Raw genomic sequence first — 25,518 nt, 5'->3', positions numbered from 1 at the left:
TGGTCGCTCAGCGTGACCGGGATCACATGACCTCGCGCGGTCACGCGGGCCGGTGCCCGAAGGCGTCCAGGATGCGGTCGGCGGCCAGGGACGGCGTCAGCTCCCCCGTCTGCACCAGCCGCTCGACCTCCGGGGCGATCGCGGCCACCTCCGGATGCCCGCGGAGCCCGGCCAGCAGGCGTTCGGTCACCAGCGCCCAGGTCCAGCCGACCTGCTGCGCGCGGCGGCGGGCGGACAGCTCGCCCGAGACCTCCATGGCCTCCTGGTGCGCCACGACCTGACGCCACAGCTCCTCCATCCCCGCGCCTTCGAGTCCGCTGCAGGTCAGCACGGGCACCGTGCGCTCGGAGCGCAACAGCCGCAGCGCCCCGGCCAGCTCCCTGGCCGCCCTCCTGGCGTCCTGTTCGTGCGGCCCGTCGGCCTTGTTGACCGCGATCACGTCCGCCAGCTCCAGCACGCCCTTCTTGATGCCCTGGAGCTGGTCGCCGGTCCTGGCCAGCGCGAGCAGCAGGAAGGTGTCCACCATGTCGGCGACCGCGGTCTCCGACTGGCCGACCCCCACCGTCTCGACGAGTACGACGTCGTAGCCCGCCGCCTCGACCACGACCATCGCCTCACGGGTCGCCTTGGCCACCCCGCCGAGCGTGCCCGAGGTCGGGGACGGGCGGATGAAGGCGGCCGGGTCGGCCGCCAGTCTGGACATCCTGGTCTTGTCGCCCAGGATGCTGCCGCCGGTCCTGGTCGACGACGGATCGACGGCGAGCACCGCGACCCGGTGTCCCCTCCCGGTCAGGAGGGTGCCGAGCGTGTCGACGAAGGTGGACTTGCCCACGCCGGGCACCCCGGTCACCCCGACCCGGCGGGCCCTGCCCGCCAGCGGGGCCAGCTCGACCAGCAGCCGCTGGGCCATGGCCCGGTGGTCGGGCCTGCTCGACTCGACCAGCGTGATCGCCCTGGCGATCCAGACCCGGGAGCCCTCCTTGACCCCCCGGGCGTAGTCCTCAACCGTCCTGGACATGGCCGAGCCGGGTACGCAGTTCGGCCAGCAGCTCCCCGGCGGCCCCGGCGATCACGGTCCCGGGCGGGAAGATCGCCGAGGCCCCCGCGGCGCGCAGCGCCTCGAAGTCTCCCGGCGGGATCACCCCGCCGACCACGATCATGACGTCCTCCGCGCCCAGCTCGGCCAGCGCCGCCCGCAGCGCGGGCACCAGCGTCAGGTGCCCGGCGGCCAGCGAGGAGACCCCGACCACGTGCACGTCGGCCTCGACCGCCTGGCGGGCGACCTCCTCGGGCGTCTGGAACAGCGGGCCGACGTCCACGTCGAACCCGAGGTCGGCGAAGGCCGTCGCGATCACCTTCTGCCCCCGGTCGTGGCCGTCCTGGCCCATCTTGGCGACCAGGATGCGAGGGCGGCGCCCCTCAAGCCGCTCGAACTCGGCGCAGGCCGTACGGACCTCGTCCACTCCCGGACCCACCTCCTGCCGGTAGACACCGGAGATCGTGCGGATCTGGCCCGCGTGCCTGCCGAAGACCTTCTCCAGCGCGTCGGAGATCTCCCCGACCGTCGCCATGGCCCGCGCCGCCTCGATGGACAGCGCCAGCAGGTTGCCGTCCCCGGCCGCGCCCTTGGTCAGCGCCTCAAGGGCCCGTTCGACCCGCGCCGGGTCGCGCTCCTGGCGCAGCCTGCGGAGTTTGTCGAGCTGCTGGGCGCGCACCGCGCTGTTGTCGACCTTGAGGACCTCGATGGGCTCCTCGGCGTCGGGCCGGTACTTGTTGACGCCGATCACCGGCTGGCGCCCGGAGTCGATACGGGCCTGGGTCCGGGCCGCGGCCTCCTCGATGCGCAGCTTGGGCAGGCCCTGGTCGATCGCCCTGGCCATGCCGCCCGCCGCCTCGACCTCCTGGATGTGCCCCCAGGCCCTGACCGCCAGCTCGTGGGTGAGCCGCTCGACGTAGTAGGAGCCGCCCCACGGGTCGATCACCCGGCAGGTGCCCGACTCCTGCTGCAGCAGCAGCTGGGTGTTGCGGGCGATCCTTGCGGAGAAGTCGGTCGGCAGCGCCAGCGCCTCGTCCAGGGCGTTGGTGTGCAGCGACTGGGTGTGCCCCTGGGTCGCGGCCATCGCCTCGACGCAGGTGCGCACCACGTTGTTGAAGACGTCCTGGGCGGTCAACGACCAGCCGGAGGTCTGCGAGTGGGTCCGCAGCGACAGCGACCTGGGGTTCTCCGCGCCGAACCCGGAGACCAGGCGCGCCCACAGCAGCCGGGCGGCGCGGAGCTTGGCGACCTCCATGAAGAAGTTCATGCCGATGCACCAGAAGAACGACAGGCGGGGCGCGAACCTGTCGACGTCGAGCCCGGCCGCGGTGCCCGCCCTGAGGTACTCGACGCCGTCGGCCAGGGTGTAGGCCAGCTCCAGGTCGCACGTGGCCCCGGCCTCCTGGATGTGGTACCCGGAGATCGAGATGGAGTTGAACTTCGGCATCCGCTCGCTGGTGTAGGAGAAGATGTCGGAGATGATCCGCATCGACGGAGCGGGCGGATAGATGTAGGTGTTGCGGACCATGAACTCCTTGAGGATGTCGTTCTGGATGGTCCCGGCCAGCTGCTCCGGCGCCACCCCCTGCTCCTCGGCGGCCACGATGTAGAGCGCGAGCACCGGGAGCACCGCGCCGTTCATGGTCATCGACACGCTCATCCGGTCGAGGGGGATGCCGTCGAACAGCTGCCGCATGTCGTAGATGGAGTCGATGGCGACCCCCGCCATGCCCACGTCTCCGGCCACCCTCGGATGGTCGGAGTCGTAGCCCCGGTGGGTGGCCAGGTCGAAGGCGACCGACAGTCCCTTCTGCCCGGCCGCCAGGTTGCGGCGGTAGAAGGCGTTGGACTCCTCGGCCGTGGAGAACCCGGCGTACTGCCTGACGGTCCACGGCTGGTTGACGTACATGGTCGGGTACGGCCCGCGCAGGTACGGCACCGTCCCCGGGTAGGTCTCCAGGAAGCCGAGCCCGTCGAGGTCGTCGGCCGTGTACAGCGGCTTGACGTCGATGCCCTCCGGCGTCCGCCACGTCAGTTCGTCCGGGTTCTGACCGGTCGCCCGCCGCACGGCCCGCGCCCAGCCCTCCCGGTCGGGGGGCGCCGCGGGCTCTCCGGTCAGCCCGATTCCGGAGAAGTCGGGAATCAACGAGCCACCTCCAGGTCGTCGAAGATCGTGCGGAGCACGCCGAGCGCGTCGCACCCGGCGTGGACGGTGGCGTCCACGCCCACGTGGTCCCCCCTGCCCGCCAGCCACACCTTCACCGCCCCGGCCTCGCGCAGCGCGGCGGCCACGGCCTCGGCGTGCTCGCCGTACAGCCGGTCGCTTGAGCACAGGCAGGCGATCCTGGCGCCGCTCGCGGCGAAGGCCGCGGCGATCGCGGCCGGATCGACCGTGCCTCCCGGCGGCACGGGGGCGGTGAGGGCCGCGACGCCCCCGGCGTTGAACAGGTTGGCCGCGAAGGAGGCCCTGGCGGTGTGCGCGGCGACCGGGCCGATGACGGCCAGGAACACCGCGGGCCTGACCTCCTGGGCGTCCGCCAGATCGCGCAGCGCCTCGAACTCCTGGGCGTAACGGACACCGGCCCGGGGACGCGGTCTGGGCGGCCTGCTCAGCGGGCGCTCACCGAGGTCGGGGAACTCGCTCACCCCGGTGATCGGGTCGCGGCGGTGCGCGATGTTGCCGGAGCGCTCACGCCAGGTGGCGGCGATCCGGCCGGAGGCGAGCCCCGACTCCACGGCCGCGGCCATGCCCCCGGCGCGTTCGATCTCCTGGAACCACTCCCAGGCCTTGCCCGCCAGGTCCTCGGTGAGCCGCTCGACGTACCACGACCCGCCCGCGGGGTCCGTCACCCTGGCCGTCCCCGCCTCCTCGACGAGCAGCGCGTGGGTGTTGCGGGCGATCCTGCGGGCGAAGGCGTCGGGCAGCCCCAGGCAGGCGTCGAACGGCTGCACGGTCACCGCGTCCGCTCCGCCCGCCCCGGCCGCGAAGCAGGCCAGTGTGGTGCGGAGCATGTTCACCCAGGGGTCGCGGGCCGTCATCATCGCCGAGCCGGTCACCGCGTGCTGGCGCTGCCCCGCGTTCTCCACCGCCCCGCACACCTCGGCGACGCGCGCCCAGACCCGGCGCGCGGCGCGGAGCTTGGCGATGGTGAGGAACTGGTCGGCGGTCGCCGCGTAGCGGAACTCCAGCTGACCGAACGCCTCCTCGACCGGCAGTCCCGCGCCGGTCAGCGTCCGCAGTGCCGCCACCCCCGCCGCCGTCGCGCAGCCGAGCTCCTCGGCGTCGCTTGCCCCCATGTCGTGGTACGGCGTGCCGTCGACCACGACCGCGCGCAGCCCTGGGAAGTCGGCCGCGCAGCGCCGGGCCAGTTCGGCCGCGGTCACGGGGTCGCGGACCGGGTCGGCCCCCAGGTTTCCGGTCAGGCCACCCCGGGCGACGCCGCGCCGTTCAGCCAGCGCGAACAGTGTCCCGGCCGCCTCCGCGGTGCGTTCCCCGGCGTCCAGGACGATCGGGACCAGGTCCAGGTAGATCTCCTCGCCGAGGACACGCGGCAGGTCCTCCGGCTCCAGCGTGAGCCACAGTGAGGTGACGCCGTTCTCCAGGTCGGCCAGGACCGCCTCCCTGTCGGCCACCTCATGGCGCTGCCTGACGTCCCAGCCCCCCACAGGGCGGGCCCCTCTGACGTACGGCGCCGCACCGGGCAGGCCCGGGTCGCCGGGCAGGTCGGAGGAGTCGTAGAGCGGCGCGATGGTCACGCCGTCGTAGGTGGTGGAGGACAGCGCCTCCTCCGGTGAGTCCGTCTCGATCCCGGACTTGCGCAGGACGCCGAGCGCGAGCTCACGCCACCGCTCCCGCGTGGTCGGCGGGAAACCGTCGGCCGTTCGAAGTTCCTCAGGCGGCACCGTCATGAACCGGATAGTAAGCCCACCCGCCAAACCGCCTTCCCTCCCCCCGGTCCCGAACGGCGGGCTCCCGCTCACGGCCGAGGCGTACGGTCTCGCCGGCCTGGGATTACCCGGGGTCACACGAGGAAAGGCCCCGCCCTCCCGGCGGAGGGGCCGGGAGGGCGGGGCCTTCTGGTGGGCCGGATGCCCACCAGGGCGGATCAGGTGACCGGGGCCTTCCAGGTGGCGTCCCAGGTCGCGCGGTCGACGGCGCCGGTGACCGGCAGGCTCTTCTCCGTCTGGAAGGCGCGGCACACCTCACGGGAGCGCTCGCCGTACAGGCCGTCGACGTCGATGTCCCAGCCTCGGGCCTTCATCTTGGCCTGCCAGGTGCGCACGTCCTCCCCCTCCAGGAGGGGCGGGTACTTCAGGACGCGGCCGGGGAAGGCGGGCGGGGACGGCTCCTGGGGCTCGCCGGGGGTCTGGCCGCCGCCGGGGCGGGGGGCGCCCCTTCTGACCCAGGCGTACAGCGCGTCTCCCGGGCAGTCGGTCGAGTAGCCGTCGCGGTGGCCCTTGATCTCTCTGCCGGCGCCGCCCTTGAGGCGCAGGTAGTCGACGGCGTCGAGGATGGCGTTCAGGGTGTCGTCGGTCGGCTGGACCAGACCGGCGTTGCCGACCAGGCCGAGCACGGCGTAGTGGGCGCTGTTGAGACCGGCGCCGTTGGCCGCGGGCAGGTGACCGGGGCCACGGCCCTCGAACACCTTGCGGTGCGGGCAGGCGATCATCGAGTAGCCGATGTCGATCCAGCCGTTGCCGTCCATGTGGAAGTTCTGGATCGACCTGACCATCGCGACGCACTTGGCGTGGTCGTCGACGATGCCCGGGCTCACCTGGCCGCCGGTGTAGTGGACCTTGACTCCTTTGGTCGAGGTGAGCCTGCCGTAGGAACCGCGCGGCTCCCGGGCACCCCACTCTCGACGGGTAACAAGATCGATGGCCACGAGGGTTCTCCACGGTTTGGGTACAGGGGGTTAATCGGAGCGTAGTCGTTGACGCTTCGCCTGATCCCGTGGTTTACGAACTGATCTCCTGAAGAAACGGGACTCTGGCGACCGATCACCCTCGCCTACCCATAGAAATTCCCCCAAACCCATTCAGGGTCGTTCTCCCAGGTCAGGGCGGATGATCCTGCGCTCGGTGACGATGGCCGTGACCAGATCGTGCGGGGTGACGTCGAAGGCCGGGTTGGCCGCGCGGGCCCCCGCGGGCGCGAGCCGTGTCCCGCGCACGCCGAGCACCTCGTCCTGGTCGCGTTCCTCGATCTCGATCCCGGCACCGGTCGGGGTGGCGGGGTCGACGGTGCTCTCCGGGGCGACGACGACGAACGGCACACCCGCCCGGCGGGCGCCCAGGGCCAGGGCGTACGAGCCGATCTTGTTCGCCGTGTCGCCGTCCGCGGCGATCCGGTCGGCACCGATGAGCACCGCGTCCGCGTACCCCCTGGCCAGCAGGAACGGTCCCGCCGAGTCGGCGATCAGCCGGTACGGCGCGCCCATCCGGTCCAGCTCCCAGGCCGTCAGCCTGGCGCCCTGCAGCAGCGGCCTGGTCTCCATGGCCAGCGCCTCGGCCAGCCGTCCCCGCTCGTGCAGGGTCTGCACGACGCCGAGGGCGGTGCCGCGCTCGACCGCGGCCAGGCCTCCGGTGTTGCAGACGGTCATGATCCGCACCCGGTCACGCCCGGTGAGCTCGCGCACCAGGTCGGCGCCCCGCTCCCCCATCGCGCGGCAGGCCGCGATGTCGTCGTCCCTGATCCGCAGGGCGTGGGCGAGGACCGCCTCGAACCCGCCGTCCAGACGGCCGAGCGCGGCGTCGACGGCCCAGGCGAGGTTGACCGCGGTCGGCCTGGCCGCGCGCAGCCTGGCCGCGACCGCCACGGGGTCGGGTTCGTCGCGTACGGCGAGCGCCACCCCGAGCGCCCCGGCGACCCCCAGCGCGGGCGCCCCCCGTACGGCCAGCCGCCGGATGGCCCCGATGAGCTCGTCCACCGTGCCGATCCTGAGCATGTCGCATCTGTCGGGAAGCGCCGTCTGGTCCACGAGTTCGATGGCGTCGTCCACCCAGTCGATCGTCCGCATGTCTCAAAATATGCCTATATCAGGCGGGCATCGCTAGCCTTGCCCCGTGAGCACCACCCCCCTGTCCCAGGACGACCCCCGCAGCCTGGGCGCCTTCCGGCTGACCGGAAGGCTGGGCGAGGGCGGCCAGGGCGTCGTCTACCTGGGGCAGACGCCCGGCGGGGAGCAGGTCGCCGTCAAGCTGCTGTTCGGCGCCGACGCCGAGACCCGCGCGCGACTGGCCAGGGAGCTGTCGGCGCTGGAGAGCGTCGCCCCCTTCTGCACGGCCCGCGTGCTGGCCGCCTCGGTCGACGGGCCCCGGCCGTACGTGGTGAGCGAGTTCGTCGACGGGCCGTCCCTGCAGCAGCGGATCAGGGAGCGCGGGCCGCTGCGGGGCGGTGAGCTGGAGCGGCTCGTGGTCGGCACGGCGACCGCGCTGGCGGCGATCCACGCGGCCGGGGTCGTGCACCGGGACTTCAAGCCGGCCAACGTGCTGCTCGGTCCCGACGGCCCCCGGGTCGTGGACTTCGGCATCGCCAGGGCGGACGGCGCGGCGACGATGACCTCGGGCATCGTCGGCACCCCGGCCTACATGGCGCCCGAGCAGATCGGCGGTTCCCCGGCCTCGCCCGCCTCCGACGTGTTCGCCTGGGCGGCCACCATGCTGTGCGCGGCGAGCGGGCGTTCGCCGTTCGGGGCCGACACACTGCCCGCCGTGCTGAACCGGATCCTCAACCACCGGCCCGACCTTTCCGTACTGCCCGCCAGGCTGGCCGGGCTGATCGGCGCGTGCCTGGACAAGGACCCGGCGCGCAGGCCCACCGCCCGTTCCCTGATGGTGAGCCTCGTCGATCCGGGCGGGCAGGCTCCGCCGTCCGGGAAGCCCGTGGGCGGGGCGGTGGCCGGAGAGGCCACCGGAGGGGCGAAGGCCGGGGAGAGCACCGGTGAGGGCGGCGCGGGCCTGCGCACCCAGGCGTCCCGGCGGCGTTCCGGGACCGTGCTCGGCGCCGGTCTGGCCGCCGTTGCGCTCGTGGCCGCCGGGGGTGTCACGGTCTGGTACCTGGCCGGCGGGCCGGGTTCGGTCCCCGCCTCGACGGGCGGCCCCCACGTGACGGGCACGCCCGCGGGCGCCACCGCCTCCCCTCCGGAGGAGTCCCGGGGGGAGTACGACGACCTGCCCGGCGACGTCTACGACACCGGGGAGCCGGTCCCCGAGTCCTCGGCGGGTCCAGGAGGCGCCGGAGTCCCCGCCGCGTTCGCCGGGACCTGGTCCGGGCACATCAAGCCGACGGAGAGCGGACCCTTCCCCCTCCGCGAGCACGACGTGACGATCGTCCTGGCCCAGGGGGAGAAGTCGGGCTCGTGGACCGAGCCGACCTCGGGGTGCTCGGGCACCCTCGCGCTCACCAGAACCAGTGGGAAGGCCCTCGGTTTCGAGCTGAAGGTCCACGACGTCCTCCAGTGCGTCCCGGGCGACCTCACCCTCACCGGCAAGGGCGGACGGCTGGCCTACCACTGGACCGACGGCATGGGCTTCGGCACCACCTACGACGGCGTGCTGTCCAGGAAGTGAGGTAAATCCCTCGACCCGGATGGCCGCGAAGGGAATCATTGCCGACATGTCCGTTCTCAGGGAGGTCAGTATCACTCCGGAGCCGCACCCGGCGGAAGTACCGATGAACATCTGGCTCGACGACGGCGACTCGGCGGTCGACGTGATCGACGCCCTGGCGCTGTCGCCGTTCGCGACGGGCGCCCAGCCGTGGTCGCGCACCACCGAACTGGAACGGATCCGCGCCGACGCCCCGCTCGCCCCGGCGACGGGGACGCTGGTGCGGGTCGCGCGGGAGGACGACGGGCGGGAGTCCCGGCTGATCCGCGGGGAGGGCTGGACGCTGCGGGTCGTCCGCTACCGCAACCGCTCCGCGCTGGTCAGCGTCACCGCGGTCGACGAGGGGCTGGCCCGCTCGGTGATCGAGGAGACGGTCAAGGACGCGCGGGAGGCCGTACCGGAGAGCGACCACGTCGAGATGGGCTTCTGGTGGCAGGGCCCGCACGGCGCCCGCCGTTCCGGCAAGCCCATCACCGCCGTCCCCTGGGCGGAGATCGGCGGCAACTACTCCCGGTCCCTGCGCGGCCCGCTCGACCGGCTGATGGCCCTGACCCCCGCCGACGTGCGTGGCCGCCTGGTCCTGCTGCACGGACCGCCCGGCACCGGGAAGACGACGCTGCTGCGCACGCTCGCCCGCGAGTGGCGCTCCTGGTGCCAGGTCGACTGCGTGCTCGACCCGGAGCGGCTGTTCAACTCCCCCGGCTATCTGATGGAGGTCGCGGTCGGCTCTGACTCCGACGACGAGGGCGGCAAGAAGTGGCGCCTCCTCGTGCTTGAGGACTGTGACGAGCTGATCAGGGCCGGAGCCAAGGAGGTGACGGGGCAGGGTCTCTCCCGGCTGCTCAACCTGACCGACGGCCTGCTCGGTCACGGCCGTGACGTCCTGGTCGCGATCACGACCAACGAGAGCCTGTCCCGGCTCCACCCTGCGGTGGTCCGCCCGGGCCGCTGCCTCGCCCAGCTTGAGGTCGGCGCCCTTCCGCACGACGAGGCGGTCGGGTGGCTGGGCACAGCGGAAAGCGTCCCGGTGTCGGGCGCGACCCTCGCCGAGCTGTTCGCCCTGCGTGACGGGGTGGGCGAGGCCCCGGCCGAGCCGGAGAGCATCGGCCTGTACCTCTGAGGGCTGTGTCCGCGGGCGTCGCACCCGGGAGATCGTGTGGTCTCCCGGGTCGTTCCCCGCATGTGACAGGATGTCGCTCCACGAGGGACGCGCCGTTATTGTCCGGTGGATGGGCACTCTCGGCAAACGTTCCCCCGGCCGTGACCGGGGGCCGAAGCGGCACAGCCCGCTGAAGGCGCTGGTGCTGACGGCCGTGACAGGCTTTGCCCTGGTCTCCGGGATCGGCGCCGTCGGTGACCGGATCAGCAGAGCGCACAACGCCGTCAAGGCGAGCACCCCGGCCCCCACCACCCCCGCGCCCGGCCCGCCGTCCGCGGGGACGTCCGTCGGCGTGTCCCCCGACGCGCGCCGGGTCCGGGCGCTGCTGGGCGCCCTGCGGGAGATCGACCCCGCGCTCGGCGCCGCGCCCGGCCGGGGGGAGCCGGTCGGCCGGGCGCTGGCCTCGTGCCGGGACCTGGCGGAGGGAACGGATCGCGCGGAGGCGAGACGGCGGGTACGCGCCCGCTTCGGCGAAACAGTCGTGACCGGTTCCCGGAAGGCGGAGCGCGTCCTGACGGCCATCGAGAGAACGCTCTGCTCACCCTGAGATTTCACGGCATATTGCATATGTCATGAAATATGCCGTTAATCACCTCGGACCGTTCGGGGAGAATTCCGGGCTCAGGACTCGCTGTCGGTCCAGACACCGGTCACCCTGCCGCCTCCCGGGCACCGATAGCTCTTCGTGTGCGAGGTGTACTGCCAGGGCGAGTGGTAGTCGGCGCCGCCGGTCGTGCACCGCACGCCGAGCCGCCAGCGCTCCCAGCCGTCCATGATGGTGCAGCCGCCGTACCCGATGGTCCTGGCGTCGTTGGTGTAGGAACGGCAGGTCGCCAGGGGGGCGGACAGACCGGAGGTCCCGGCCTGGGCGGGGGGATGGCCGTACACCAGTCCTCCCAGGGCCAGAACGCCCGCGGCGGCGACGGCCGCCTTTCTGGTGATCACGCGCTGGTACCTCCGATGGGAAGCGAGGGGTGGACCGCGGGCGGGACGCCCGCACAGAGGTGCGCGACAAAAGTTATCTTTGACCTAGGAAAGAGACAAGAAAAGCCCGAAATATTCGATTATGTTATATGCCTAAAAATGGTGATATAAGGCGTGGAATATCGTCCGATATGCCGGTCGGGGGGCAGATCCCGCGCCGCATCGCGCGGACGCCGAGCGCCAGGCCGCCGGACCCGGCCCGAGCACGGTCAGCGGCACCGGCCCGGCCGGCGCCCCGAGACGAGGGCGAGCAGCGAGGTGGGCACTCGCAGGCAGCCCGGCTTCGCCGGAGAGGCGAAAGGCGTGCGGGTAACGGCGGCGGCCGAGGAGGACCGGCCAGGGGGAAGCGCGGAGGTAAGGCAGGAAATCCCAGGTCAAGAGCTTTCGCGGGCCGCATCGTCACTTGAGCCGGACACGTGCCGGCTTGCCGGTCGGCGCCGGCCGGTGACATCGGAACCCGGGTTCATCGACAGCCGTGCAGAACCGCCTGGGACAGCGCTCAGAAGCCGGGTCGCCCAGGGCAGACCACCCCGGACGATCCGGCTTCCCAACGACACCATCGATCTCAGTCACCGGCTACGGCTGCCGGACCCACGGTCAAGCTGACACGGTCAGCACTTCTTCAAGATGGCGGTGAGGATTCCGGTATTACTAGCCGTTACGCACGGGTTTGAGTTGGACTCAAGAACGCCGAGCCCATTGGACGGTGCGGGGTCGGCGGCTGACGGTGCCGCCGTGGTCGCCAGCATGCCGAAGACGGCCATCCCAGCGGCAGCGAACCCGATGACGATGCGGCGCACGATGCTTTCTCCTCTTTCCTGGAGTTGTCGATCCACCTCAAGTGGTAGCCACCCCATTAAACACGAACCGTAACCGTCAGTTACACAGAGCTACCTTCGCGTGGGGGAAATCCACGGGCCCAGGAAACGAGCGACAGCGCCTGATGTACAGGACGGGTCCCGAAAAGTCGGCGCAACAGGACAAAACCAGAGACTCCACCTTTGAGAAGGTGGAGCGCGAGCGCTCGGGTGGTGGCGGTGACCGAGGAGCGCCACGAGCTGACCTGCGGAAACGCTCCCCTTCCCGGACACGGGAACGGCCCGGGCCACCTGGCCCGGGCCGTTCCGCCCTCGCTGACATCGTGTTACGCGAGACCGGGGACTTTCTCCGGTGTCGCCGTCCCCGCCTGCCCCTGTGAGGCGGGTGAGGGCTCCTTCCAAGGTCTCTCGGATTAGCTCAGGAGAAGCGGCGCCCCTCGTCGCGGCGGTAGGCCCACACGGCCAGGCCGGCGAATACCGCGACCCACAGCGCCAGCATCGCCAGGGAGAGCGGGGCGGGCGAGAAGCCCGTGCTGGCGGCCCAGACCAGCTCGACCGCGCCCCTGGTCGGCAGGTAGGGGGCGACGGCCTGGATGAACGCCGGGGCGGTGCTGGGAGGACCGGTGAGCAGACCGCCGCCGACGGCCATCGGGAAGAACACCACCTGGGCCACGACGATGGCGGCCTTCGACGGCAGCGCGTAGCCGATGAACAGGCCCATCAGGGTGAAGGGAAGCGATCCCAGGAGCAGCGCGGCCAGGCCGAGCAGCAGCTGCCCGAGGGTCACCGTCGCCTCCGTGAGGAAGGCCGCGATGAGCAGGACGGGGATGACCGCGATCGTCATGATGCCCATGACGGTGAGGATGCGCCCGGTGAAGCGGGGCAGCGGCCCGGCGGGCAGGGTGCGCAGGTAGGGGTCCCACGGTTGGGCCCTGTCCTCGGCGACACCGATGCCGTAGGTGAACAGGCAGGAGGACATGACCGCGAAGACCAGCATCGCGCCGGTCGCGTAGGTCGCCGCGACCGGGTCGTCCCCGGCGAAGGGCACCACGAAGAACAGCATCGACAGCGCGGGGAAGACGGAGCTTCCGATCACCGTCATGGGCACGCGGACGGTTTCGAGGAACTGGTAGCGGGTGTGGGTGAGGACGAGGGACATCACGGGCTCCTGTCGGGGTCCGGTGGGAGGGGTCCGTTGGGGGTCGGGCCGCGAGGGGCGGCCTCAGGCGGCCTGGGGCTCACGGCCGGTGATGGAGAGGAAGGCCTCCTCAAGGGAGGTCGGCCTGACCTCAAGGCCGGAGAAGGGGACGCCGCTCAGCACCAGCTCGCGGACCAGGGCGTCGGCGTCGGCGGTGAGCAGGTGCGTACGGTCGCCCTCTCGCTCGACACCGATGACTCCGGCGAGGGCGGGCGGTTCGGAGACGGTCAGCGTGACACGGTGGACGCCCACCAGGCCGCGCACCGCCCCAACGGTGTCGTCGGTGAGCACCCGGCCCTCGCCGATCACGACGACCCGCTGGGCCAGGGCCTCGATCTCCTCCAGGTAGTGGCTGGTCAGGACCACGGTCCCGCCTCCGGCGTGGAAGTCCCTGACCGCGCCCCAGAGGGCGTGGCGGGCCTCGACGTCGAGACCGGTGGTCGGCTCGTCGAGGAAGACCAGGCGGGGGTTTCCGGTGAAGGCGAGCGCGACCGCCAGACGCCGCTTCTGCCCGCCGGACAGGCCGCCGATCTGGCGCCTGGCCAGGTCGACGAGGCCGAAGCGTTCGAGCAGTTCCCCTCTGCTCACCGCGCCGGGGAAGTGGGCGGCCACGAAGTCGACGCACTCGCCGACCCGCAGCGCGGGCGGCAGGCCGGTCTCCTGCGGGGTGACGCCGATGCCGCGGCGCCTGGCCGGGTCGAGCGGTGAGCCGCCGAGCAGTTCGACGGTTCCCGAGGTCGGCCTTCTGAGCCCGGCGAACAGGTTGACCAGCGTGGACTTGCCCGCGCCGTTCGGACCGAGCAGCCCGACCAGTTCACCGGCCCGGATGTCCAGGCTGACGCGGTCGAGCGCCGTGACGGCCCCGTAGGCACGGGTGACCTCGACGGCGCGGGCCAGGATCTCTGTCATTGGGGTCCCCTCCTAGGACAGGTCGAGAAGTTCACGGATGGCGGCGGTGTAGTCCTCGAAGGCCCGGCGCCCCCGCCGGGTCAGAGCGACGTAGGTCGTCGGGGTGCGCCCCCGGTGGGTCTTGACGATCTCCACGTAACCGGCTTCCTCCAGCTTCCCCAGGTGTACGGACAGGTTTCCCGCGGTCATCCCGAGCAGCTCCCGCAGCCCCGGGAAGGTGATCTGGTTGGCCTCGCCCAGCGTGTTGAGCGTGGCGACCACCCGGAGCCTGGCCTGGGCGTGGATGACCGGGTCGAGCTCGCGCGGTCCCGTCATGCCCCGCCCCGCTGCCGCGCCCGCTGCACCACTCCGACGACGGTGAACACTCCACCGGCTCCGACGGACATGAGCAGGGCGTGGACGGTCGGTCCCGCGATGGCACCCGCCACGTTGAGCGCGGCGAGCCAGGCGCCGAGGAAGAACATCGTCCGCACCCGCCACAGCGCGCCCCCCACGGCGTAGAGGACGGCGACGACCGTCATGGACGTCACCGCCCACAGCAGGCCGGACTCCTCGGAGGGCAGCAGGAGCGAGAGCCTGACGCAGATCGCGACCACGCAGGCGAAGCCGAACGACCAGGAGATGCCGTACATCATGCCCCGGTCGGCCGCCTCTCCCCTCACCTGGCCGCTGACCGTCCGCTGCGCGAAAAGGGTGGTCGCCATGGAGAGGACCATCAGCGCGAACAGCACCGCCAGTGCCGTGCTCCGGGAGAGCAGGCCGTAGGCGTAGTTCAGGAACAGGGCGCCGAACCCGGCGAACCAGGTGATCCCCCATGGCGTGTGGGTCAGCAGCGGGTCGCCGCCGAGCCGCCTGGTCGTCGTGGCCTGCTGCTCCTCGATCAGGCGGAGCATCTCCTCCGGACTCAGTGGCCGGTCGTCGTCGTCGAGCCGATCCATCCCCCTGCTCCTCAAACTAGTTTGAACCGTAAACCTCTGGTTTGAACTGTAAACCAGCTTGCGATCCAAACTCAAGGGGATTGCGCCGCGAGACCGGCGACCATGAGCCGCGGTTCCGTTTCAGGACCCGTCGCGGGTCTCCACGCGTTCCTGGGCGCGCATGACCTCGTCGCCGTGTTCGGCGGCCCACAGGCCGAACGCCTCTATCGGCGGCAGCAGGCTCCGGCCGAGGTCGGTGAGACCGTAGTCGACGTGGGGCGGTGCGCCGGGGTGGACCCGGCGTTCGACCAGGCCGTTGAACTCCAGCCTGCGCAGGGTCTCGGTGAGCACCTTGGGGCTGATCCCGCCGATTCGTTCGCGCAGCCTGCCGGGCCGTACCGGGCCCTCGCGCAGCGCCCAGACGACCACGGCGTTCCAGGTGTTGGCCAGCAGGTCGAAGGCGAGCCTGGCCCGGCAGTCGGCGAGGAACCCCTGGCCGGCGGACACGCACCAAATGGTGCCCGATCGGCTGCCTAACGTCGTACCCGGGTCCGACCACAGGAAGGGACGAACACGATGAGGATCGGAATCGTGGGCACCGGCGGCATGGCGGAGGCCCTGGCCGGAAGGTGGGCGCGCGCCGGGCACGACGTGCTGGTCGGCGGGCGGGACGAGGGCCGTGCGGCGGCCCTCGCGGACAGGATCGGCGCACGCGCGGGAGACCCCCGGCGGGCGGCCTGGCACGGCGTGGACGCGGTGCTGCTTGCGGTGCCGTACGGCGCGGCCACCGGGGTGGTCTCCGCCCTGGCCGGCGTCCTGGACGGCCGCACGCTGATCGACTGCACCAACCCGGTCGCCCCCGGCTTCCTGCTGGAGACCGCGGGCGGCCCCTCCGCCGCCGAGCGTGTGGCCGCGGCGGCGCCCGGCGCGCGCGTCGTCAAGGCGTTCAACCTCTGCCACCGGAGCGTGTGGCACTTGGACCCGCCGGTCTTCGGCGGCCGTCCGCTGGCGGTCCCGCTCTGCGGTGACGACGCGCAGGCGCTGGAGACCGTACGGAGCCTGGTACGTGACCTGGGCTGCGGGCCGTTCGACGGCGGAGGGCTGGAACGGGCGGACCTGCTTGAGGCGACCGCGGCCTTCCTGATCGGGCTCTGGGTCGGCGAGGGGGTGGACGCCCAGGCGATCGCGCCGCCGATGGAACACTCCGGCTCCCACGCCTGAACCCACGCGGCCCGGCGCCACACCCGGCCGCGGCACGGTGACGTCAAAGGAACCCGGGCCGGCCAGAGCGTCCGGGGACCTCCGGACCGGGCCCGGCACCCTGCCCAGGTTGTGCCTGAGGTCGCCGAAGCGCGTGTCGCTGACAGTGATCACGATCCGGCCGAGGCCCGGGCTGCCGCCCGGGAACAGGGGTTCACGAGGGTTCGGCCCGTGTCGCCCTGTCGAAGATCTCGACGAGTTCGTCGGCGCAGTGGTCCGCGTCGTGGCCGTTGACGACGCGGTCGGCCGTCGCGTCGATGGCCGACCGCAGCGCCGTGCCCATCAGCTCGCCGTCGAACGCCCTGAACGTTCCCGCGCGCTGCCCGTCCTCGAACAGCGCGACCAGTCTGCCGATCGCGGCGTCGTGCTCCCGGCCGCCGACGGGCACGTGGTTGTACACGATCTGCTGTATCGCGCGCACGTGCCCGGGGTGCGCGGCGACGAAGGCGATGTTCGCCCTGATGTAGGCCTCAAGCAGCGCGCGGGCCCCGGTGGCGGCGTCGAGCCGCGGGCGCATGAAGGCGGCGGCGTCGGCGGTGACCTGGCCGACGACGGCCTCGAAGAGCTGTTCCTTGGTGGAGAAGTGGTAGGAGATCAGTCTCTTGCTGCTCAGCCCGGCGTGCTCGCAGATGGCCTCGAAGGTGGTCTCCGCGTAGCCGCGCTCGGCGAGCACCGCGATGGTGGCGGAGGCGATCTGGGCCCTGCGTGCCTCGGTGGCCGCGGCCCGGCGGGTTCTGGCGATCTCCATGTCACCTCAGCCTGCCACGCTTCGGAAACGCCTCGCGCACGGCGCGGCGGTTGATCGTGAACGCGACGACGGCGACCAGGACGCCGATCACGCCCTGCTCCACCTTCATCCAGCCGGGGTAGCCGCTGTCCGGCGCGAGGATGATGAGCACGATTCCGACGGGCGCGGCGGCGGTGACGAAGCGGATGCGCACGTAGGCCGACCGCCTGCCGTGCGCGGCCCGCCCGGCGAGGACGACGAGCCAGGCGGAGGCGACCGCGACGGCGGCGCCGCGCAGCCACACCACCCAGTTGCCGCCGACGACGGCGGCCGTCCCGAGTGCCGCGACGGAGATGACGAGCACGGCGACGAAGAGCGCCCTGACCAGACTCCACACTTTGTTATCCATGCGGATAAATTTATACGTGTGGATAACAAGATGCAAAGACGTCACCGTGGGTATGCACCCATGATCAGTCGGTTTGCGGGGGGCGTGTTCCATGACTGGCGAGGTCTCGTCGATCTGCTCGAACCTGATCAGGTTCGACACCACCAATCCGGGCGCAGGGGAACGGCCCGCGGCCGAGTACGTCGCGGAACTGCTGGCCGAGGTGGGCATCGAGCCGGTGGTCTTCGAGTCGGCCAGCCGCAGGACCAGCGTGGTCGCCAGGATTCCCGGCGACTCGCCCGAGGCCCTGCTGGTCCACGGCCACCTGGACGTGGTGCCCGCCGAGCCCGCCGACTGGCGGATCCACCCGTTCTCCGGGGAGATCACCGGCGGCTGCGTCTGGGGCAGGGGCGCGGTCGACATGAAGGGCACGCTGTCCATGACGCTCGCCCTGGTCCGCGACTGGGCCAGACGCGGCGTGCGTCCGGCCAGGGACATGGTGCTGGCCTTCCTCGCCGACGAGGAGGCGACCGGCGAGTACGGCGCGCGGTACGCGGTGCGGCGGCGCAGGGAGCTGTTCGACGGCTGCACCGAGGCGATCGGTGAGTCGGGTGGCTACAGCGTCGAGGTGCGGGGGCGGCGCGTCTACCCGATCGCGGTCGGCGAGCGCGGCACCGCGTGGATGAGGCTGACCGCGGACGGCGTGACGGGCCACGGCTCCCGCCCTCCGGCGGACAACGCGGTCGCCGAGCTGTGCCACGCCCTGTCCAGGCTCGCCGCCCACCGCTGGCCGGTACGGCTGACGCCCGGCGTCGCCGCCCTGCTCACGAGCCTTGAGGAGATCCTGGGGGAACGCATCGACCGCGACCGGCTCGAACAGGAGGCCGAGCGGCTCGGCCGGGCGGGCACGCTGTTCGCGGCGCAGATCCGCAACTCGGCCAACCCGACGATGCTCCAGGCGGGTTACAAGGTCAACGTGATCCCCGGCACCGCGACCGCCCACGTGGACGGGCGGTTCCTGCCCGGATACCGGGAGGAGTTCCTGGAGACGATCGACCGGCTGCTCGGGCCGAGGATCACCCGCGAGTTCCTCAACCTGGAGGAGGCGCCGGACGCGTCGCCGGACGCGCCCTTCTTCGAGCTGCTCCGCGCGGCGATCCTCGCCGAGGACGGACAGGCGCGGCCGGTGCCGTACGTGATGTCGGGGGGCACCGACGCCAAGTCCTTCGCCGAGATCGGCATCAGGGGGTACGGCTTCGCGCCGTTGCGGCTCTCCCCCGACCTTGACTACTTCGGCATGTTCCACGGGGTGGACGAGCGCGTCCCGGTCGAGGGGCTTGAGTTCGGCGTCCGGGTGCTGGACCGGCTACTGGCCTCCCCCGCCGCCTGAGGGCTCACCGTACGGCGGCCAGCCTGTCCCCCGGCACCCCGGCGGTCTCCAGGACGAGCTCGAACCAGACCAGGTTGGTCCCCGCCTCCCGGGTGAATCCCCAGCTGTGGGACAGCGCCTCAAGCAGCGGCAGGCCGCGCCCCCCGGTGGCGTCGGCGGGGGTGTGGCACAGGCAGGGGACCTCGGCCGAGCCGTCGTCCTGGACGGAGACCCGCACGCCGCCCGCCCAGTGGGTGACGGTGACGGTGAACATGCCGCCGTCCCCCGACCTGGAGTGGACGACCGCGTTGGTGGCTATCTCACTGGTGAGCAGCACGCAGTCGTCGTGGAGGGGGTGGTCCCTGCCGAGAGCCGCCGAGATCAGTTTTCTGGCCCTCCCCACCTGGTCGGGGGACCCTTCCAGGTGGAGAATCCGTTCACCGCCGTCGCGCTCCGACAAATCCATATGGCCCTCCCGATGCCATCCGCCTCCATGGAAGGACGCGGGACCCGGACAGGGCGATGTCATGGAAAAGCACCAATAGGGTGACTTACCGGATAGGTAGGTGAGGCTTGCCACGGCGGCGCCGAGGCGCGTGGCCGTACGTCACAGCCGGTGCCAGCGCGCCTGGAGAAAACAGTAGGCCGCGAAAAGCAGCAGGCCGAAGGCCACGACGCCCAGCAGCCACGGCCCGGCCGGAGTGTCCGCCAGCGCGCGCAGCGTCGAGTCGACGCCCCTGGCCCTTTCCGGGTCGTAGGTGACCGCGGCCTGGACGACGAAGACCCCGGCCGCCACCGCGATCACGCCGCGGGCGAGGTATCCGGCCGTGCCGAGCCGCTCGGCCAGGCGCCGCGCGCCCGGCGGCACCTCCCCGGTGCGCAGGTCATCGAGGAACTTCCTCTTCCATCCGCTGTGGATCCAGTGGGCTCCGAGCGCGACCACCCCGAGTCCCACCACGCCGACCAGGACCCGCCCGCCGGGCAGGTCCATCGCCATGGCGGTCAGGTCCTTGGAGCTGTCGTCGGACGAGTTGCCCGGGTCGCCCCTCAGCAGCAGGCCGAGCAGCGTCGCCACCAGCAGCCCGTAGGTGACCGCCCGCGCGACCGCCTCGGCCCGGTCCTTGACCTTCCCGCCCCGGTCGAGGACCGCCTCGGAGATCTGCCAGAGGGTCAGGGCCACGAAGCCGGCGACCATCAGCCACAACAGCACGGTGCCGAACGGCTGCTCGGCGACCGTCTCGACCGCCCCGGTCTTGTCGGCCTCCTTGCCTCCGCTTCCGCCGCCGAAGGCGATCCGCAGGGCCAGGAAGCCGATGAGGCCGTACAGGACGCCACGGCAGGCGAGCCCGAGGCGGGTCAGTCTCTCCAGAGTCCGGCTGCCGGCCGCTCTGCGGGCGGCGCCTTGTACCTGAGCGCTGTTCATGAAGGCGCGCCCCTACCCGACGAAGAGCCGGTAAACCTCAGATCTCGGGCATCGTGTCGAGTCTGCGCAGGATGACGCCCTCGCGCAGCGCCCAGGGGCACACCTCAAGCTCCCCCACCCCCAGCAGGTCCATCGCGGCGTCGGCGACGATCGCCCCCGCGGGCAGCTGTGGCGCCCGCCCCTCGGAGACCCCCGGCAGGCCCGCCCGCGCGCGCGGGTCCATCCCCGCCAGCCTTCCGGTCCACTCCACCAGCTCGGTGTGCCTGAGCACCCGGCGGACGTTCCCCTCACTCGACGGGGCCGCCCCGGTTATCCTCGCCAGCTGCCTGAAGGTCTTCGAGGTCGCCACCGCGTGGTCCGCCCTGCCGTACCTGGCGACGTCGCCGACCTTGCGGGCGATCTCCGCCCGCACGTGCCTGCGCAGGGCCCTGATCTCCTCCTGGGAGGGCGGGTCGGCGCTGAGGCGGTCGCGGGTGAGCCTGCCCGCCCCGAGCGGCAGCGAGATCGCGACGTCCGGCTGCTCGTCGATGCCCGAGGCGATCTCCAGGGAGCCCCCGCCGATGTCCAGCACCAGCAGCCGCCCCGACGACCAGCCGAACCACCGCCGCACGGCCAGGAAGGTCAGCCGCGCCTCGTCCTGACCGGAGAGGACCTGGATGTTCACCTCGGCCCGCGCGTTGAGGTCGGCGAGCACCTCCTCGCCGTTGACCGCCTCCCTGACCGCCGAGGTCGCGAACGCCATGAGGTCCTCGACGCCCTTGTCCTCGGCCAGCCGCAGCGCCTCCTCGACGTGCCCGCGCAGCAGCGCCGCGCCCTCCTCGGAGAGCCGCTCGCCGTCCTCCATGTACTCGGCGAGCCGGAGGTCCACCTTGTGGGAGTAGGCGGGGAGCGGCCGGGCGCCCCGGTGCGCGTCCATCACCAGGAGATGAACCGTGTTGGAACCGATGTCGAGAACGCCCAGTCGCATGCGTCGAAGTTACTACCCCTCCATAACCGGAAGATCCGGTCTACCCCGGTTCCCGGGAACGCTCTCCTGAACAGTCCGTGAACGAAAGGTGCCGGAGGTTTCCCGGAAAGGACAAGGCGCCCGCGCGGGCCCGGCGGGCGGGGTTACCCTCTGCCGCGCCGCGCCGCCCCGCGGCCACGACCGAGGAGGAGACAGAACATGACTTCCATGCGCGCCGTAAGCCAGGACGTCTTCGGCGGCCCCGAGGTGCTGCACCCCGTCCTGCTGGACAGGCCACGGCCGCTGCCGACCGAGGTGCTGGTCCGGGTCGTCGCCGCCGGGGTGAACCCCGTCGACGCCAAGACCAGGGCGGGCGGCGGCATGGCGGGTGTCCTGGGTGCCCCGCCCTTCGTCCTCGGCTGGGACGTCTGCGGCGTCGTCGAGGAGATCGGGTACGGCGTGCACACCCTGGCCGTCGGCGACGAGGTGTACGGCATGCCGTGGTTCCCCCGCCAGGCGGGCGCCTACGCCGAGTACGTCACGGCCCCCTCGCGGCAGTTCGCCTGCAGGCCCCGCTCCCTGGGGCACGAGGAGGCGGCGGCCGTACCGCTGGCGGCGCTGACCGCCTGGCAGGTCCTGGTGGACACCGCCGACCTGCGGCCCAGGCAGCGGGTGCTCGTCCACGCGGCGGGGGGCGGGGTGGGCCACTTCGCCGTCCAGATCGCCAAACACCTGGGGGCGTACGTGATCGGCACGGCCCGTGCGGCCAAGCACGACTGGCTGCGCGGGCTCGGCGCCGACGAACTCGTCGACTACACGGCCGTCCGGTTCGAGGAGGTGGTGCGCGACGTGGACCTGGTGGTGGACCTGGTCGGCGACGGGTACGACGCCACGAGCACCCGTTCCCTCGGCGTCCTGCGTCCCGGCGGGCTGCTGGTCGCGGTGCCCTCCGGGGTCTCGCCCGAGCTGGCCGAGTCGGCCGCGGCGCGCGGTGTGCGCGCGACGGGGTTCCTGGTCGAGCCGGACGGCACGGCGCTGGCGCGCATCGGCGAGCTGGCCGACTCGGGCCTTCTCACCGTCGAGGTAGAGGAGGTCTTCCCCCTCGACCGGGCGGCAGAGGCCCACGAACGGCTGGCGGCGGGCCGTACCTCGGGCAAGCTGGTCCTGGGCGTCACCGCCCCCTGAGCGTCCCGGGCGGTCCCGTGCCGGAGCGACTCGACACGGGACCGCCGCCCACCGGGCCCCCACCGCTTGGGCCCGGGCGGGTCACTTGATGGAACCGGCGGTGAGACCGCCGACCACCTTCCGTTCGATGAGCGCGAACAGGATGATGACCGGGATCGTCGCGATGACCGAACCCGCGAACAGGTTCTGCCAGTCCACCTGGTACTGGCCGATGAAGGAGTTCAGGGCGACCGTGAGGGGCTGGTTGCCCGGGGTGGTGGTCAGGGTGAGGGCGACGACGAACTCGTTCCAGGCCGCGATGAAGGTGAAGATCAGCGCGGTCACCACACCGGGCATGGCCAGCGGGAGGGTGACCCGGAACAGCGCGCCGAAGCGGCCGTTGCCGTCGATGAACGCGGCCTCCTCCAGCTCACGCGGGATCGAGGAGAAGTAGGCGTTGAGGATCCACACCGCGAAGGCGAGGTTGAAGCCGCCGTTGACCAGGATCAGCGCCCAGACCGAGTCGACCAGCCCGAACTGGAAGAACTCGCGGTAGATGCCGACCAGCATCGCGGTCGGCTGGAACATCTGGGTGATCAGCACCAGGATCATGAACGCGGTGCGGCCCCTGAAGTCGTGCCGCGCGGTGTAGTAGGCCGCGGGCAGCGCCACCAGCAGCACCAGCACGGTCGAGCCCGCGGCGACCTGCAGGGTGACGCCCAGGTTCTGGGCGAGGCCGCCGGTCCAGAAGTTCGTGAAGTTCGACCACTCGAACCGCTGCGGCAGGTAGGTCGCCTGGCGCAGCTCCCCCTGCGGGCGCAGCGCCGTCAGGACCATCACCAGGTAGGGGAAGAGGAAGACGAAGGCGATCAGGTAGGCGCTCGCCGCGATGACGACGGTCTTGACGGACGGGAGCGAGCGCGGCGCCGCGACAGGGGCCGTCGTCTTCTCCGTGACCGTGGGCGCGTTCTGGGTGAGGGTCATGCGGGTGCCGTCCTCCACTTGCTGACCTTCAGGAAGACGATCGTCAGGACGATCACCATGCCGAAGTTGACGACGGACATGGCCGCCGACTCGCCGATGTCGGATCCCTTGAGGATGTACATGAAGATGGTCGAGGTCGCCGTCGAGTAGCCCGGCTGCCCGTGGGTCATGGCCCAGATGATCGGGAAGCTGTTGAAGACGTTCATCACGTTGATGAGCGCCGCGACCGTGAGGGCGGGCCGCAGCAGCGGCAGCGTGATCGACCAGTAGGTCCGCAGCTTCGAGGCGCCGTCGATCTTGGCCGCCTCGTAGACGTCGGCCGGGATCGCCGACAGTCCCGCGAGCAGCGCGTAGGTGGTGAACGGGACGGAGACGAAGACCGCGACGAAGATGAGCCACGGCATCGCGCCCGACGCGCTGCCGAGCGGGTCGGCGTCCGCGCCGCCGAGGGCGTCCAGCAGCCCCAGGTCACGCCTGAGCATGTTGATCAGGCCGACCTCGGGGTCGAGCATCCACTTGAAGATGATCGACGTCATCAGAACGGAGGCGGCCCACGGCGCGATCAGCGCCCAGCGGGCGAAGCGGCGTCCGGGGAAGCGCTGGTTGAACAGCTGGGCCAGCGCCAGGGAGACGAGCACGGTCAGCGCGACCACCGCGACCACCCACACCAGGCTCCTGGCCATGACCCCGCCGAAGTCGGGCTCGGCGAACAGCTTGTCGTAGTTGCCCGTCCCGTTTCCGCCCTGGACGACGCCGAAGCGGCTGATCTTCAGGAAGGACGACTGGACCATCACCACGACGGGCCAGACGACCACCACGGCGATCAGCGCCACGGCGGGGCCGACCCAGGCCAGCGGGGCGAGCGCGCGCAGCGCTCCGCCTCGCGCGGATGTTTGCTGCATGAGTCCTGCTTTCGGATGGACTGGTACGGCGCGCCCGCCACGCGGCAGGACGGGCGGGCGCGCCGTACCCGGGGGTGAGGGTCAGCCCGCGGTCGCGACCTTCTGGATCGCGCCGAGCACGGCCTTCGGGTCACCGCTGACGGCGCCGCCGATGGTCTGCTTGACCTGGGTGTTCACCTCGGACCACTTGGGGTCCTGGAAGGGGTAGAACGTCGCGTTGGGCAGCGCGTCCAGGAACGGCTTGAGCCTCTCGTCCGAGGAGAGCTTCTCGATGCCGGACTTCGTCACCGGCAGCAGCTTGTAGGTGTCGCTGATCTTCTGCGCCGCGTCACCGGAGTAGAAGTAGTCGAAGAACTTCTTGATCTGCTCCTGGTGGCCGTTCTTGTTGAAGGCCATGATCCAGTCCTCGACGCCGAGCGTGGTGTCCAGGGCCGCGGTCTTGCCCGCGATCGGGGCGACGCCGAAGTTGGTCAGTCCGCCCTTCTCGAAGATCGGGATGGACATGGGGCCGCCGTTGACCATGCCGACCTTGCCCGCGGCGAAGTCCGCCCAGACGTCCTTGCGGTTCTTGGTGCCGGGGTTGGGGCTGGTCAGGCCCGCGTCGACCAGGCCCTTGACGTACTGGAGGGCCTCGACGTTGGCGGCGGAGTCGACCGCCCACGCCCCGGAGGAGTCCTTGTAGCCGCCGCCGTTGCCCATGAACCACAGGAACGACTCGGCCTGGGCCTCCTCGTTGCCCAGCGGCAGGCCGAACGGCTGGCTGACGCCGGCCTTCTTCAGCTTCTCCGCCGCGGCCTTGAGCTCGTCCCAGGTCTTGGGCGCCTCGGCGATCCCTGCCTTGGTGAACAGGTCCTTGTTGTAGAACAGGGCGCGGGCCGAGGAGACGAACGGGATGCCGTAGCCGGTGCCGTCCACCTTGCCGAAGTCGGCGAACTTGGGCAGCAGGTCGGCCGAGGTGGCCGGGGACAGGACCTCGTCGGTCTTGTACAGCAGGCCGTCCTTGACGAAGCCGGAGTAGTCGCCGGTCTGCAGGATGTCGGGCACCTGGCCGTTCTGGACCATGGTCGCGACCTGCTTGTCGATGTCGTTCCAGTTGATGACCTGGACGTCGACCTTGATGCCGGGGTTGGCCTTCTGGAAGCCGTCGACGACGCCCTTCCAGAACTTCTCACCGCTGTTGTCGGCGGTGGGGCCGTCGCCGTAGTCGGCGGCGACCAGCTTCAGCGTCACGTCGCCACCGGCCGCCTTGTCACCGCCGTCGCTCCCGCTCTGCGTCGAACCGCAGCCGGTCATGACCAGTGCCGCGGACAGACCGAGCGTCAGCGCACCGACGAGCCTCTTGTTCACGTGAATTACCACCTTGATATTCAGACGATCGGAGCCGGTCCGTACCAGCTGGGGGGCCGCCGGAGTTCACCCGGCGGGTTGGAATGCTCGAAAGAGAGCCGGTGGCGGCCTGTGGGTCGCGGAGCTCCGGGCTTTCCCGTGGTGCGGACCAGAGTAGGTTCGCCCTAGGGGACTGGTCCATACCGGTTGATATCGGTTTGACAACGCCGATCGAGAGAGCGCGCCACCGGTCCGTACCGGATTCTCACGGCGTCGACCGAGTTCACTATTACCGATAGGAGGCGTCTCCGCTTAAGAAGCGGCGATTTACCTGGGGTTACGTTGCCGACCGGTTCGATGACGAACTACGAACCTTAGTAAGTCGGCTGGAGAGATC

26 protein-coding genes are annotated in these 25,518 nt (G+C 71.3%); 6 read left to right on the top strand and 20 right to left on the bottom strand.

Annotated elements, in window-relative coordinates; translation table 11 throughout:
* Positions 1 to 40: 40 nt before the first annotated feature.
* The 5 genes from meaB to mtnA form a co-directional block, all read right to left on the bottom strand.
* Positions 41 to 1,018: a methylmalonyl Co-A mutase-associated GTPase MeaB gene (gene meaB, locus ACIBVQ_RS22405; protein WP_362911755.1), complete on the bottom strand. Its 978-nt coding sequence runs from the start codon at positions 1,016 to 1,018 to the stop codon at positions 41 to 43.
* Positions 1,002 to 3,182: a methylmalonyl-CoA mutase gene (gene scpA / locus ACIBVQ_RS22400; RefSeq protein WP_386187964.1), complete on the bottom strand. Its 2,181-nt coding sequence runs from the start codon at positions 3,180 to 3,182 to the stop codon at positions 1,002 to 1,004. The genes meaB and scpA overlap by 17 nt, the downstream gene beginning before the upstream one ends.
* Positions 3,179 to 4,945: a methylmalonyl-CoA mutase family protein gene (locus ACIBVQ_RS22395; protein ID WP_399179644.1), complete on the bottom strand. Its 1,767-nt coding sequence runs from the start codon at positions 4,943 to 4,945 to the stop codon at positions 3,179 to 3,181. The genes scpA and ACIBVQ_RS22395 overlap by 4 nt, the downstream gene beginning before the upstream one ends.
* Positions 4,946 to 5,142: 197 nt before the next feature.
* Positions 5,143 to 5,922, bottom strand: a complete 780-nt coding sequence (locus ACIBVQ_RS22390; protein ID WP_352012008.1) for an N-acetylmuramoyl-L-alanine amidase — start codon at positions 5,920 to 5,922, stop codon at positions 5,143 to 5,145.
* Positions 5,923 to 6,075: 153 nt separating this feature from the next.
* Complete coding sequence (mtnA, locus tag ACIBVQ_RS22385; RefSeq protein WP_399179641.1) at positions 6,076 to 7,056, bottom strand: S-methyl-5-thioribose-1-phosphate isomerase; 981 nt, start codon at positions 7,054 to 7,056, stop codon at positions 6,076 to 6,078.
* Between the two features lie 46 nt (positions 7,057 to 7,102).
* On the opposite strand from mtnA, the gene ACIBVQ_RS22380 reads away from it, so the two are divergent.
* The 3 genes from ACIBVQ_RS22380 to ACIBVQ_RS22370 all read left to right on the top strand — a co-directional run bounded on the left by ACIBVQ_RS22380 (position 7,103) and on the right by ACIBVQ_RS22370 (position 10,353).
* On the top strand, positions 7,103 to 8,608 hold the full coding sequence (locus tag ACIBVQ_RS22380) for a serine/threonine-protein kinase (protein ID WP_399179639.1): 1,506 nt from the start codon (positions 7,103 to 7,105) through the stop codon (positions 8,606 to 8,608).
* Positions 8,609 to 8,627: 19 nt separating this feature from the next.
* Positions 8,628 to 9,767 carry a DUF5925 domain-containing protein gene (locus tag ACIBVQ_RS22375; protein WP_399179637.1) on the top strand — a complete coding sequence of 380 codons (1,140 nt, stop codon included), beginning with the start codon at positions 8,628 to 8,630 and terminating at the stop codon, positions 9,765 to 9,767.
* Positions 9,768 to 9,876: 109 nt separating this feature from the next.
* Positions 9,877 to 10,353, top strand: a complete 477-nt coding sequence (locus tag ACIBVQ_RS22370; RefSeq protein ID WP_386187952.1) for a hypothetical protein — start codon at positions 9,877 to 9,879, stop codon at positions 10,351 to 10,353.
* A gap of 74 nt (positions 10,354 to 10,427) precedes the next feature.
* Here the strand turns inward: ACIBVQ_RS22370 and ACIBVQ_RS22365 are convergent, their stop codons facing one another.
* From ACIBVQ_RS22365 to ACIBVQ_RS22335, 7 genes are all read right to left on the bottom strand, one after another.
* Positions 10,428 to 10,751: a hypothetical protein gene (locus ACIBVQ_RS22365; RefSeq protein WP_352012003.1), complete on the bottom strand. Its 324-nt coding sequence runs from the start codon at positions 10,749 to 10,751 to the stop codon at positions 10,428 to 10,430.
* 650 nt (positions 10,752 to 11,401) lie between these two features.
* A complete protein-coding gene (locus ACIBVQ_RS22360; protein ID WP_362911746.1) occupies positions 11,402 to 11,590 on the bottom strand; it encodes a hypothetical protein in 189 nt (62 codons plus the stop codon).
* Positions 11,591 to 12,026: 436 nt separating this feature from the next.
* Positions 12,027 to 12,767 (bottom strand): ABC transporter permease, encoded by a 741-nt coding sequence (locus ACIBVQ_RS22355; protein ID WP_362911744.1) that lies wholly within the window; start codon positions 12,765 to 12,767, stop codon positions 12,027 to 12,029.
* A 63-nt stretch (positions 12,768 to 12,830) separates the two neighbouring features.
* Complete coding sequence (locus tag ACIBVQ_RS22350; protein ID WP_362911742.1) at positions 12,831 to 13,715, bottom strand: ABC transporter ATP-binding protein; 885 nt, start codon at positions 13,713 to 13,715, stop codon at positions 12,831 to 12,833.
* A gap of 12 nt (positions 13,716 to 13,727) precedes the next feature.
* Positions 13,728 to 14,030: a transcriptional regulator gene (locus ACIBVQ_RS22345; protein WP_352011999.1), complete on the bottom strand. Its 303-nt coding sequence runs from the start codon at positions 14,028 to 14,030 to the stop codon at positions 13,728 to 13,730.
* Positions 14,027 to 14,653, bottom strand: a complete 627-nt coding sequence (locus ACIBVQ_RS22340) for a hypothetical protein (protein ID WP_386187947.1) — start codon at positions 14,651 to 14,653, stop codon at positions 14,027 to 14,029. The genes ACIBVQ_RS22345 and ACIBVQ_RS22340 overlap by 4 nt, the downstream gene beginning before the upstream one ends.
* Positions 14,654 to 14,773: 120 nt before the next feature.
* Complete coding sequence (locus ACIBVQ_RS22335; RefSeq protein ID WP_399179634.1) at positions 14,774 to 15,139, bottom strand: winged helix-turn-helix transcriptional regulator; 366 nt, start codon at positions 15,137 to 15,139, stop codon at positions 14,774 to 14,776.
* Between the two features lie 69 nt (positions 15,140 to 15,208).
* Between ACIBVQ_RS22335 and ACIBVQ_RS22330 the strand changes: the two genes are divergently transcribed.
* Positions 15,209 to 15,853, top strand: a complete 645-nt coding sequence (locus ACIBVQ_RS22330; RefSeq protein WP_399179632.1) for an NADPH-dependent F420 reductase — start codon at positions 15,209 to 15,211, stop codon at positions 15,851 to 15,853.
* A gap of 193 nt (positions 15,854 to 16,046) precedes the next feature.
* Here the strand turns inward: ACIBVQ_RS22330 and ACIBVQ_RS22325 are convergent, their stop codons facing one another.
* Positions 16,047 to 16,640 carry a helix-turn-helix domain-containing protein gene (locus ACIBVQ_RS22325; RefSeq protein ID WP_352011995.1) on the bottom strand — a complete coding sequence of 198 codons (594 nt, stop codon included), beginning with the start codon at positions 16,638 to 16,640 and terminating at the stop codon, positions 16,047 to 16,049.
* A gap of 1 nt (position 16,641) precedes the next feature.
* Complete coding sequence (locus ACIBVQ_RS22320; protein ID WP_399179629.1) at positions 16,642 to 17,028, bottom strand: hypothetical protein; 387 nt, start codon at positions 17,026 to 17,028, stop codon at positions 16,642 to 16,644.
* Between the two features lie 91 nt (positions 17,029 to 17,119).
* Here ACIBVQ_RS22320 and ACIBVQ_RS22315 point away from each other — a divergent pair, with 91 nt between their 5' ends.
* Positions 17,120 to 18,397 carry a M20/M25/M40 family metallo-hydrolase gene (locus ACIBVQ_RS22315; RefSeq protein ID WP_399179627.1) on the top strand — a complete coding sequence of 426 codons (1,278 nt, stop codon included), beginning with the start codon at positions 17,120 to 17,122 and terminating at the stop codon, positions 18,395 to 18,397.
* A 4-nt stretch (positions 18,398 to 18,401) separates the two neighbouring features.
* Here ACIBVQ_RS22315 and ACIBVQ_RS22310 read toward each other — a convergent pair whose 3' ends face one another.
* The 3 genes from ACIBVQ_RS22310 to ACIBVQ_RS22300 all read right to left on the bottom strand — a co-directional run bounded on the left by ACIBVQ_RS22310 (position 18,402) and on the right by ACIBVQ_RS22300 (position 20,766).
* Entirely contained in the window at positions 18,402 to 18,842 is a 441-nt protein-coding gene (locus tag ACIBVQ_RS22310) for an ATP-binding protein (RefSeq protein ID WP_352011992.1), read from the bottom strand.
* Positions 18,843 to 18,983: 141 nt separating this feature from the next.
* Positions 18,984 to 19,799, bottom strand: coding sequence for a DUF1206 domain-containing protein (locus ACIBVQ_RS22305; protein WP_399179625.1), 816 nt, complete (start codon positions 19,797 to 19,799; stop codon positions 18,984 to 18,986).
* A 37-nt stretch (positions 19,800 to 19,836) separates the two neighbouring features.
* On the bottom strand, positions 19,837 to 20,766 hold the full coding sequence (locus tag ACIBVQ_RS22300) for a Ppx/GppA phosphatase family protein (protein WP_352011990.1): 930 nt from the start codon (positions 20,764 to 20,766) through the stop codon (positions 19,837 to 19,839).
* A 207-nt stretch (positions 20,767 to 20,973) separates the two neighbouring features.
* Here ACIBVQ_RS22300 and ACIBVQ_RS22295 point away from each other — a divergent pair, with 207 nt between their 5' ends.
* Positions 20,974 to 21,930, top strand: a complete 957-nt coding sequence (locus ACIBVQ_RS22295) for an NADP-dependent oxidoreductase (protein WP_399179682.1) — start codon at positions 20,974 to 20,976, stop codon at positions 21,928 to 21,930.
* Between the two features lie 81 nt (positions 21,931 to 22,011).
* Here the strand turns inward: ACIBVQ_RS22295 and ACIBVQ_RS22290 are convergent, their stop codons facing one another.
* From ACIBVQ_RS22290 to ACIBVQ_RS22280, 3 genes are all read right to left on the bottom strand, one after another.
* A complete protein-coding gene (locus ACIBVQ_RS22290) occupies positions 22,012 to 22,893 on the bottom strand; it encodes a carbohydrate ABC transporter permease (protein ID WP_399179623.1) in 882 nt (293 codons plus the stop codon).
* A complete protein-coding gene (locus ACIBVQ_RS22285) occupies positions 22,890 to 23,795 on the bottom strand; it encodes a sugar ABC transporter permease (protein ID WP_352011987.1) in 906 nt (301 codons plus the stop codon). Before ACIBVQ_RS22285 ends, ACIBVQ_RS22290 begins: the two co-directional genes overlap by 4 nt.
* Positions 23,796 to 23,876: 81 nt before the next feature.
* Entirely contained in the window at positions 23,877 to 25,142 is a 1,266-nt protein-coding gene (locus ACIBVQ_RS22280) for an extracellular solute-binding protein (RefSeq protein ID WP_352011986.1), read from the bottom strand.
* Positions 25,143 to 25,518: the final 376 nt, after the last annotated feature.

Origin of the sequence: Streptosporangium sp. NPDC049376 (genome assembly GCF_044466505.1) — a bacterium.
Classification (GTDB): Bacteria; Actinomycetota; Actinomycetes; order Streptosporangiales; family Streptosporangiaceae; genus Streptosporangium.
This window is presented reverse-complemented; position numbering and strand designations above follow the sequence as displayed.

Coding starts and splice junctions, on each gene's coding strand:
- meaB (WP_362911755.1), bottom strand. CDS start 1,018: ATGTCCAGGACGGTTGAGGACTACGCCCGGGGGGTCAAGGAGGGCTCC.
- ACIBVQ_RS22395 (WP_399179644.1), bottom strand. CDS start 4,945: ATGACGGTGCCGCCTGAGGAACTTCGAACGGCCGACGGTTTCCCGCCG.
- mtnA (WP_399179641.1), bottom strand. CDS start 7,056: ATGCGGACGATCGACTGGGTGGACGACGCCATCGAACTCGTGGACCAG.
- ACIBVQ_RS22375 (WP_399179637.1), top strand. CDS start 8,628: ATGGCCGCGAAGGGAATCATTGCCGACATGTCCGTTCTCAGGGAGGTC.
- ACIBVQ_RS22370 (WP_386187952.1), top strand. CDS start 9,877: ATGGGCACTCTCGGCAAACGTTCCCCCGGCCGTGACCGGGGGCCGAAG.
- ACIBVQ_RS22355 (WP_362911744.1), bottom strand. CDS start 12,767: ATGTCCCTCGTCCTCACCCACACCCGCTACCAGTTCCTCGAAACCGTC.
- ACIBVQ_RS22350 (WP_362911742.1), bottom strand. CDS start 13,715: ATGACAGAGATCCTGGCCCGCGCCGTCGAGGTCACCCGTGCCTACGGG.
- ACIBVQ_RS22345 (WP_352011999.1), bottom strand. CDS start 14,030: ATGACGGGACCGCGCGAGCTCGACCCGGTCATCCACGCCCAGGCCAGG.
- ACIBVQ_RS22340 (WP_386187947.1), bottom strand. CDS start 14,653: ATGGATCGGCTCGACGACGACGACCGGCCACTGAGTCCGGAGGAGATG.
- ACIBVQ_RS22330 (WP_399179632.1), top strand. CDS start 15,209: ATGAGGATCGGAATCGTGGGCACCGGCGGCATGGCGGAGGCCCTGGCC.
- ACIBVQ_RS22325 (WP_352011995.1), bottom strand. CDS start 16,640: ATGGAGATCGCCAGAACCCGCCGGGCCGCGGCCACCGAGGCACGCAGG.
- ACIBVQ_RS22320 (WP_399179629.1), bottom strand. CDS start 17,028: ATGGATAACAAAGTGTGGAGTCTGGTCAGGGCGCTCTTCGTCGCCGTG.
- ACIBVQ_RS22315 (WP_399179627.1), top strand. CDS start 17,120: ATGACTGGCGAGGTCTCGTCGATCTGCTCGAACCTGATCAGGTTCGAC.
- ACIBVQ_RS22310 (WP_352011992.1), bottom strand. CDS start 18,842: ATGGATTTGTCGGAGCGCGACGGCGGTGAACGGATTCTCCACCTGGAA.
- ACIBVQ_RS22305 (WP_399179625.1), bottom strand. CDS start 19,799: ATGAACAGCGCTCAGGTACAAGGCGCCGCCCGCAGAGCGGCCGGCAGC.
- ACIBVQ_RS22300 (WP_352011990.1), bottom strand. CDS start 20,766: ATGCGACTGGGCGTTCTCGACATCGGTTCCAACACGGTTCATCTCCTG.
- ACIBVQ_RS22295 (WP_399179682.1), top strand. CDS start 20,974: ATGCGCGCCGTAAGCCAGGACGTCTTCGGCGGCCCCGAGGTGCTGCAC.
- ACIBVQ_RS22290 (WP_399179623.1), bottom strand. CDS start 22,893: ATGACCCTCACCCAGAACGCGCCCACGGTCACGGAGAAGACGACGGCC.
- ACIBVQ_RS22285 (WP_352011987.1), bottom strand. CDS start 23,795: ATGCAGCAAACATCCGCGCGAGGCGGAGCGCTGCGCGCGCTCGCCCCG.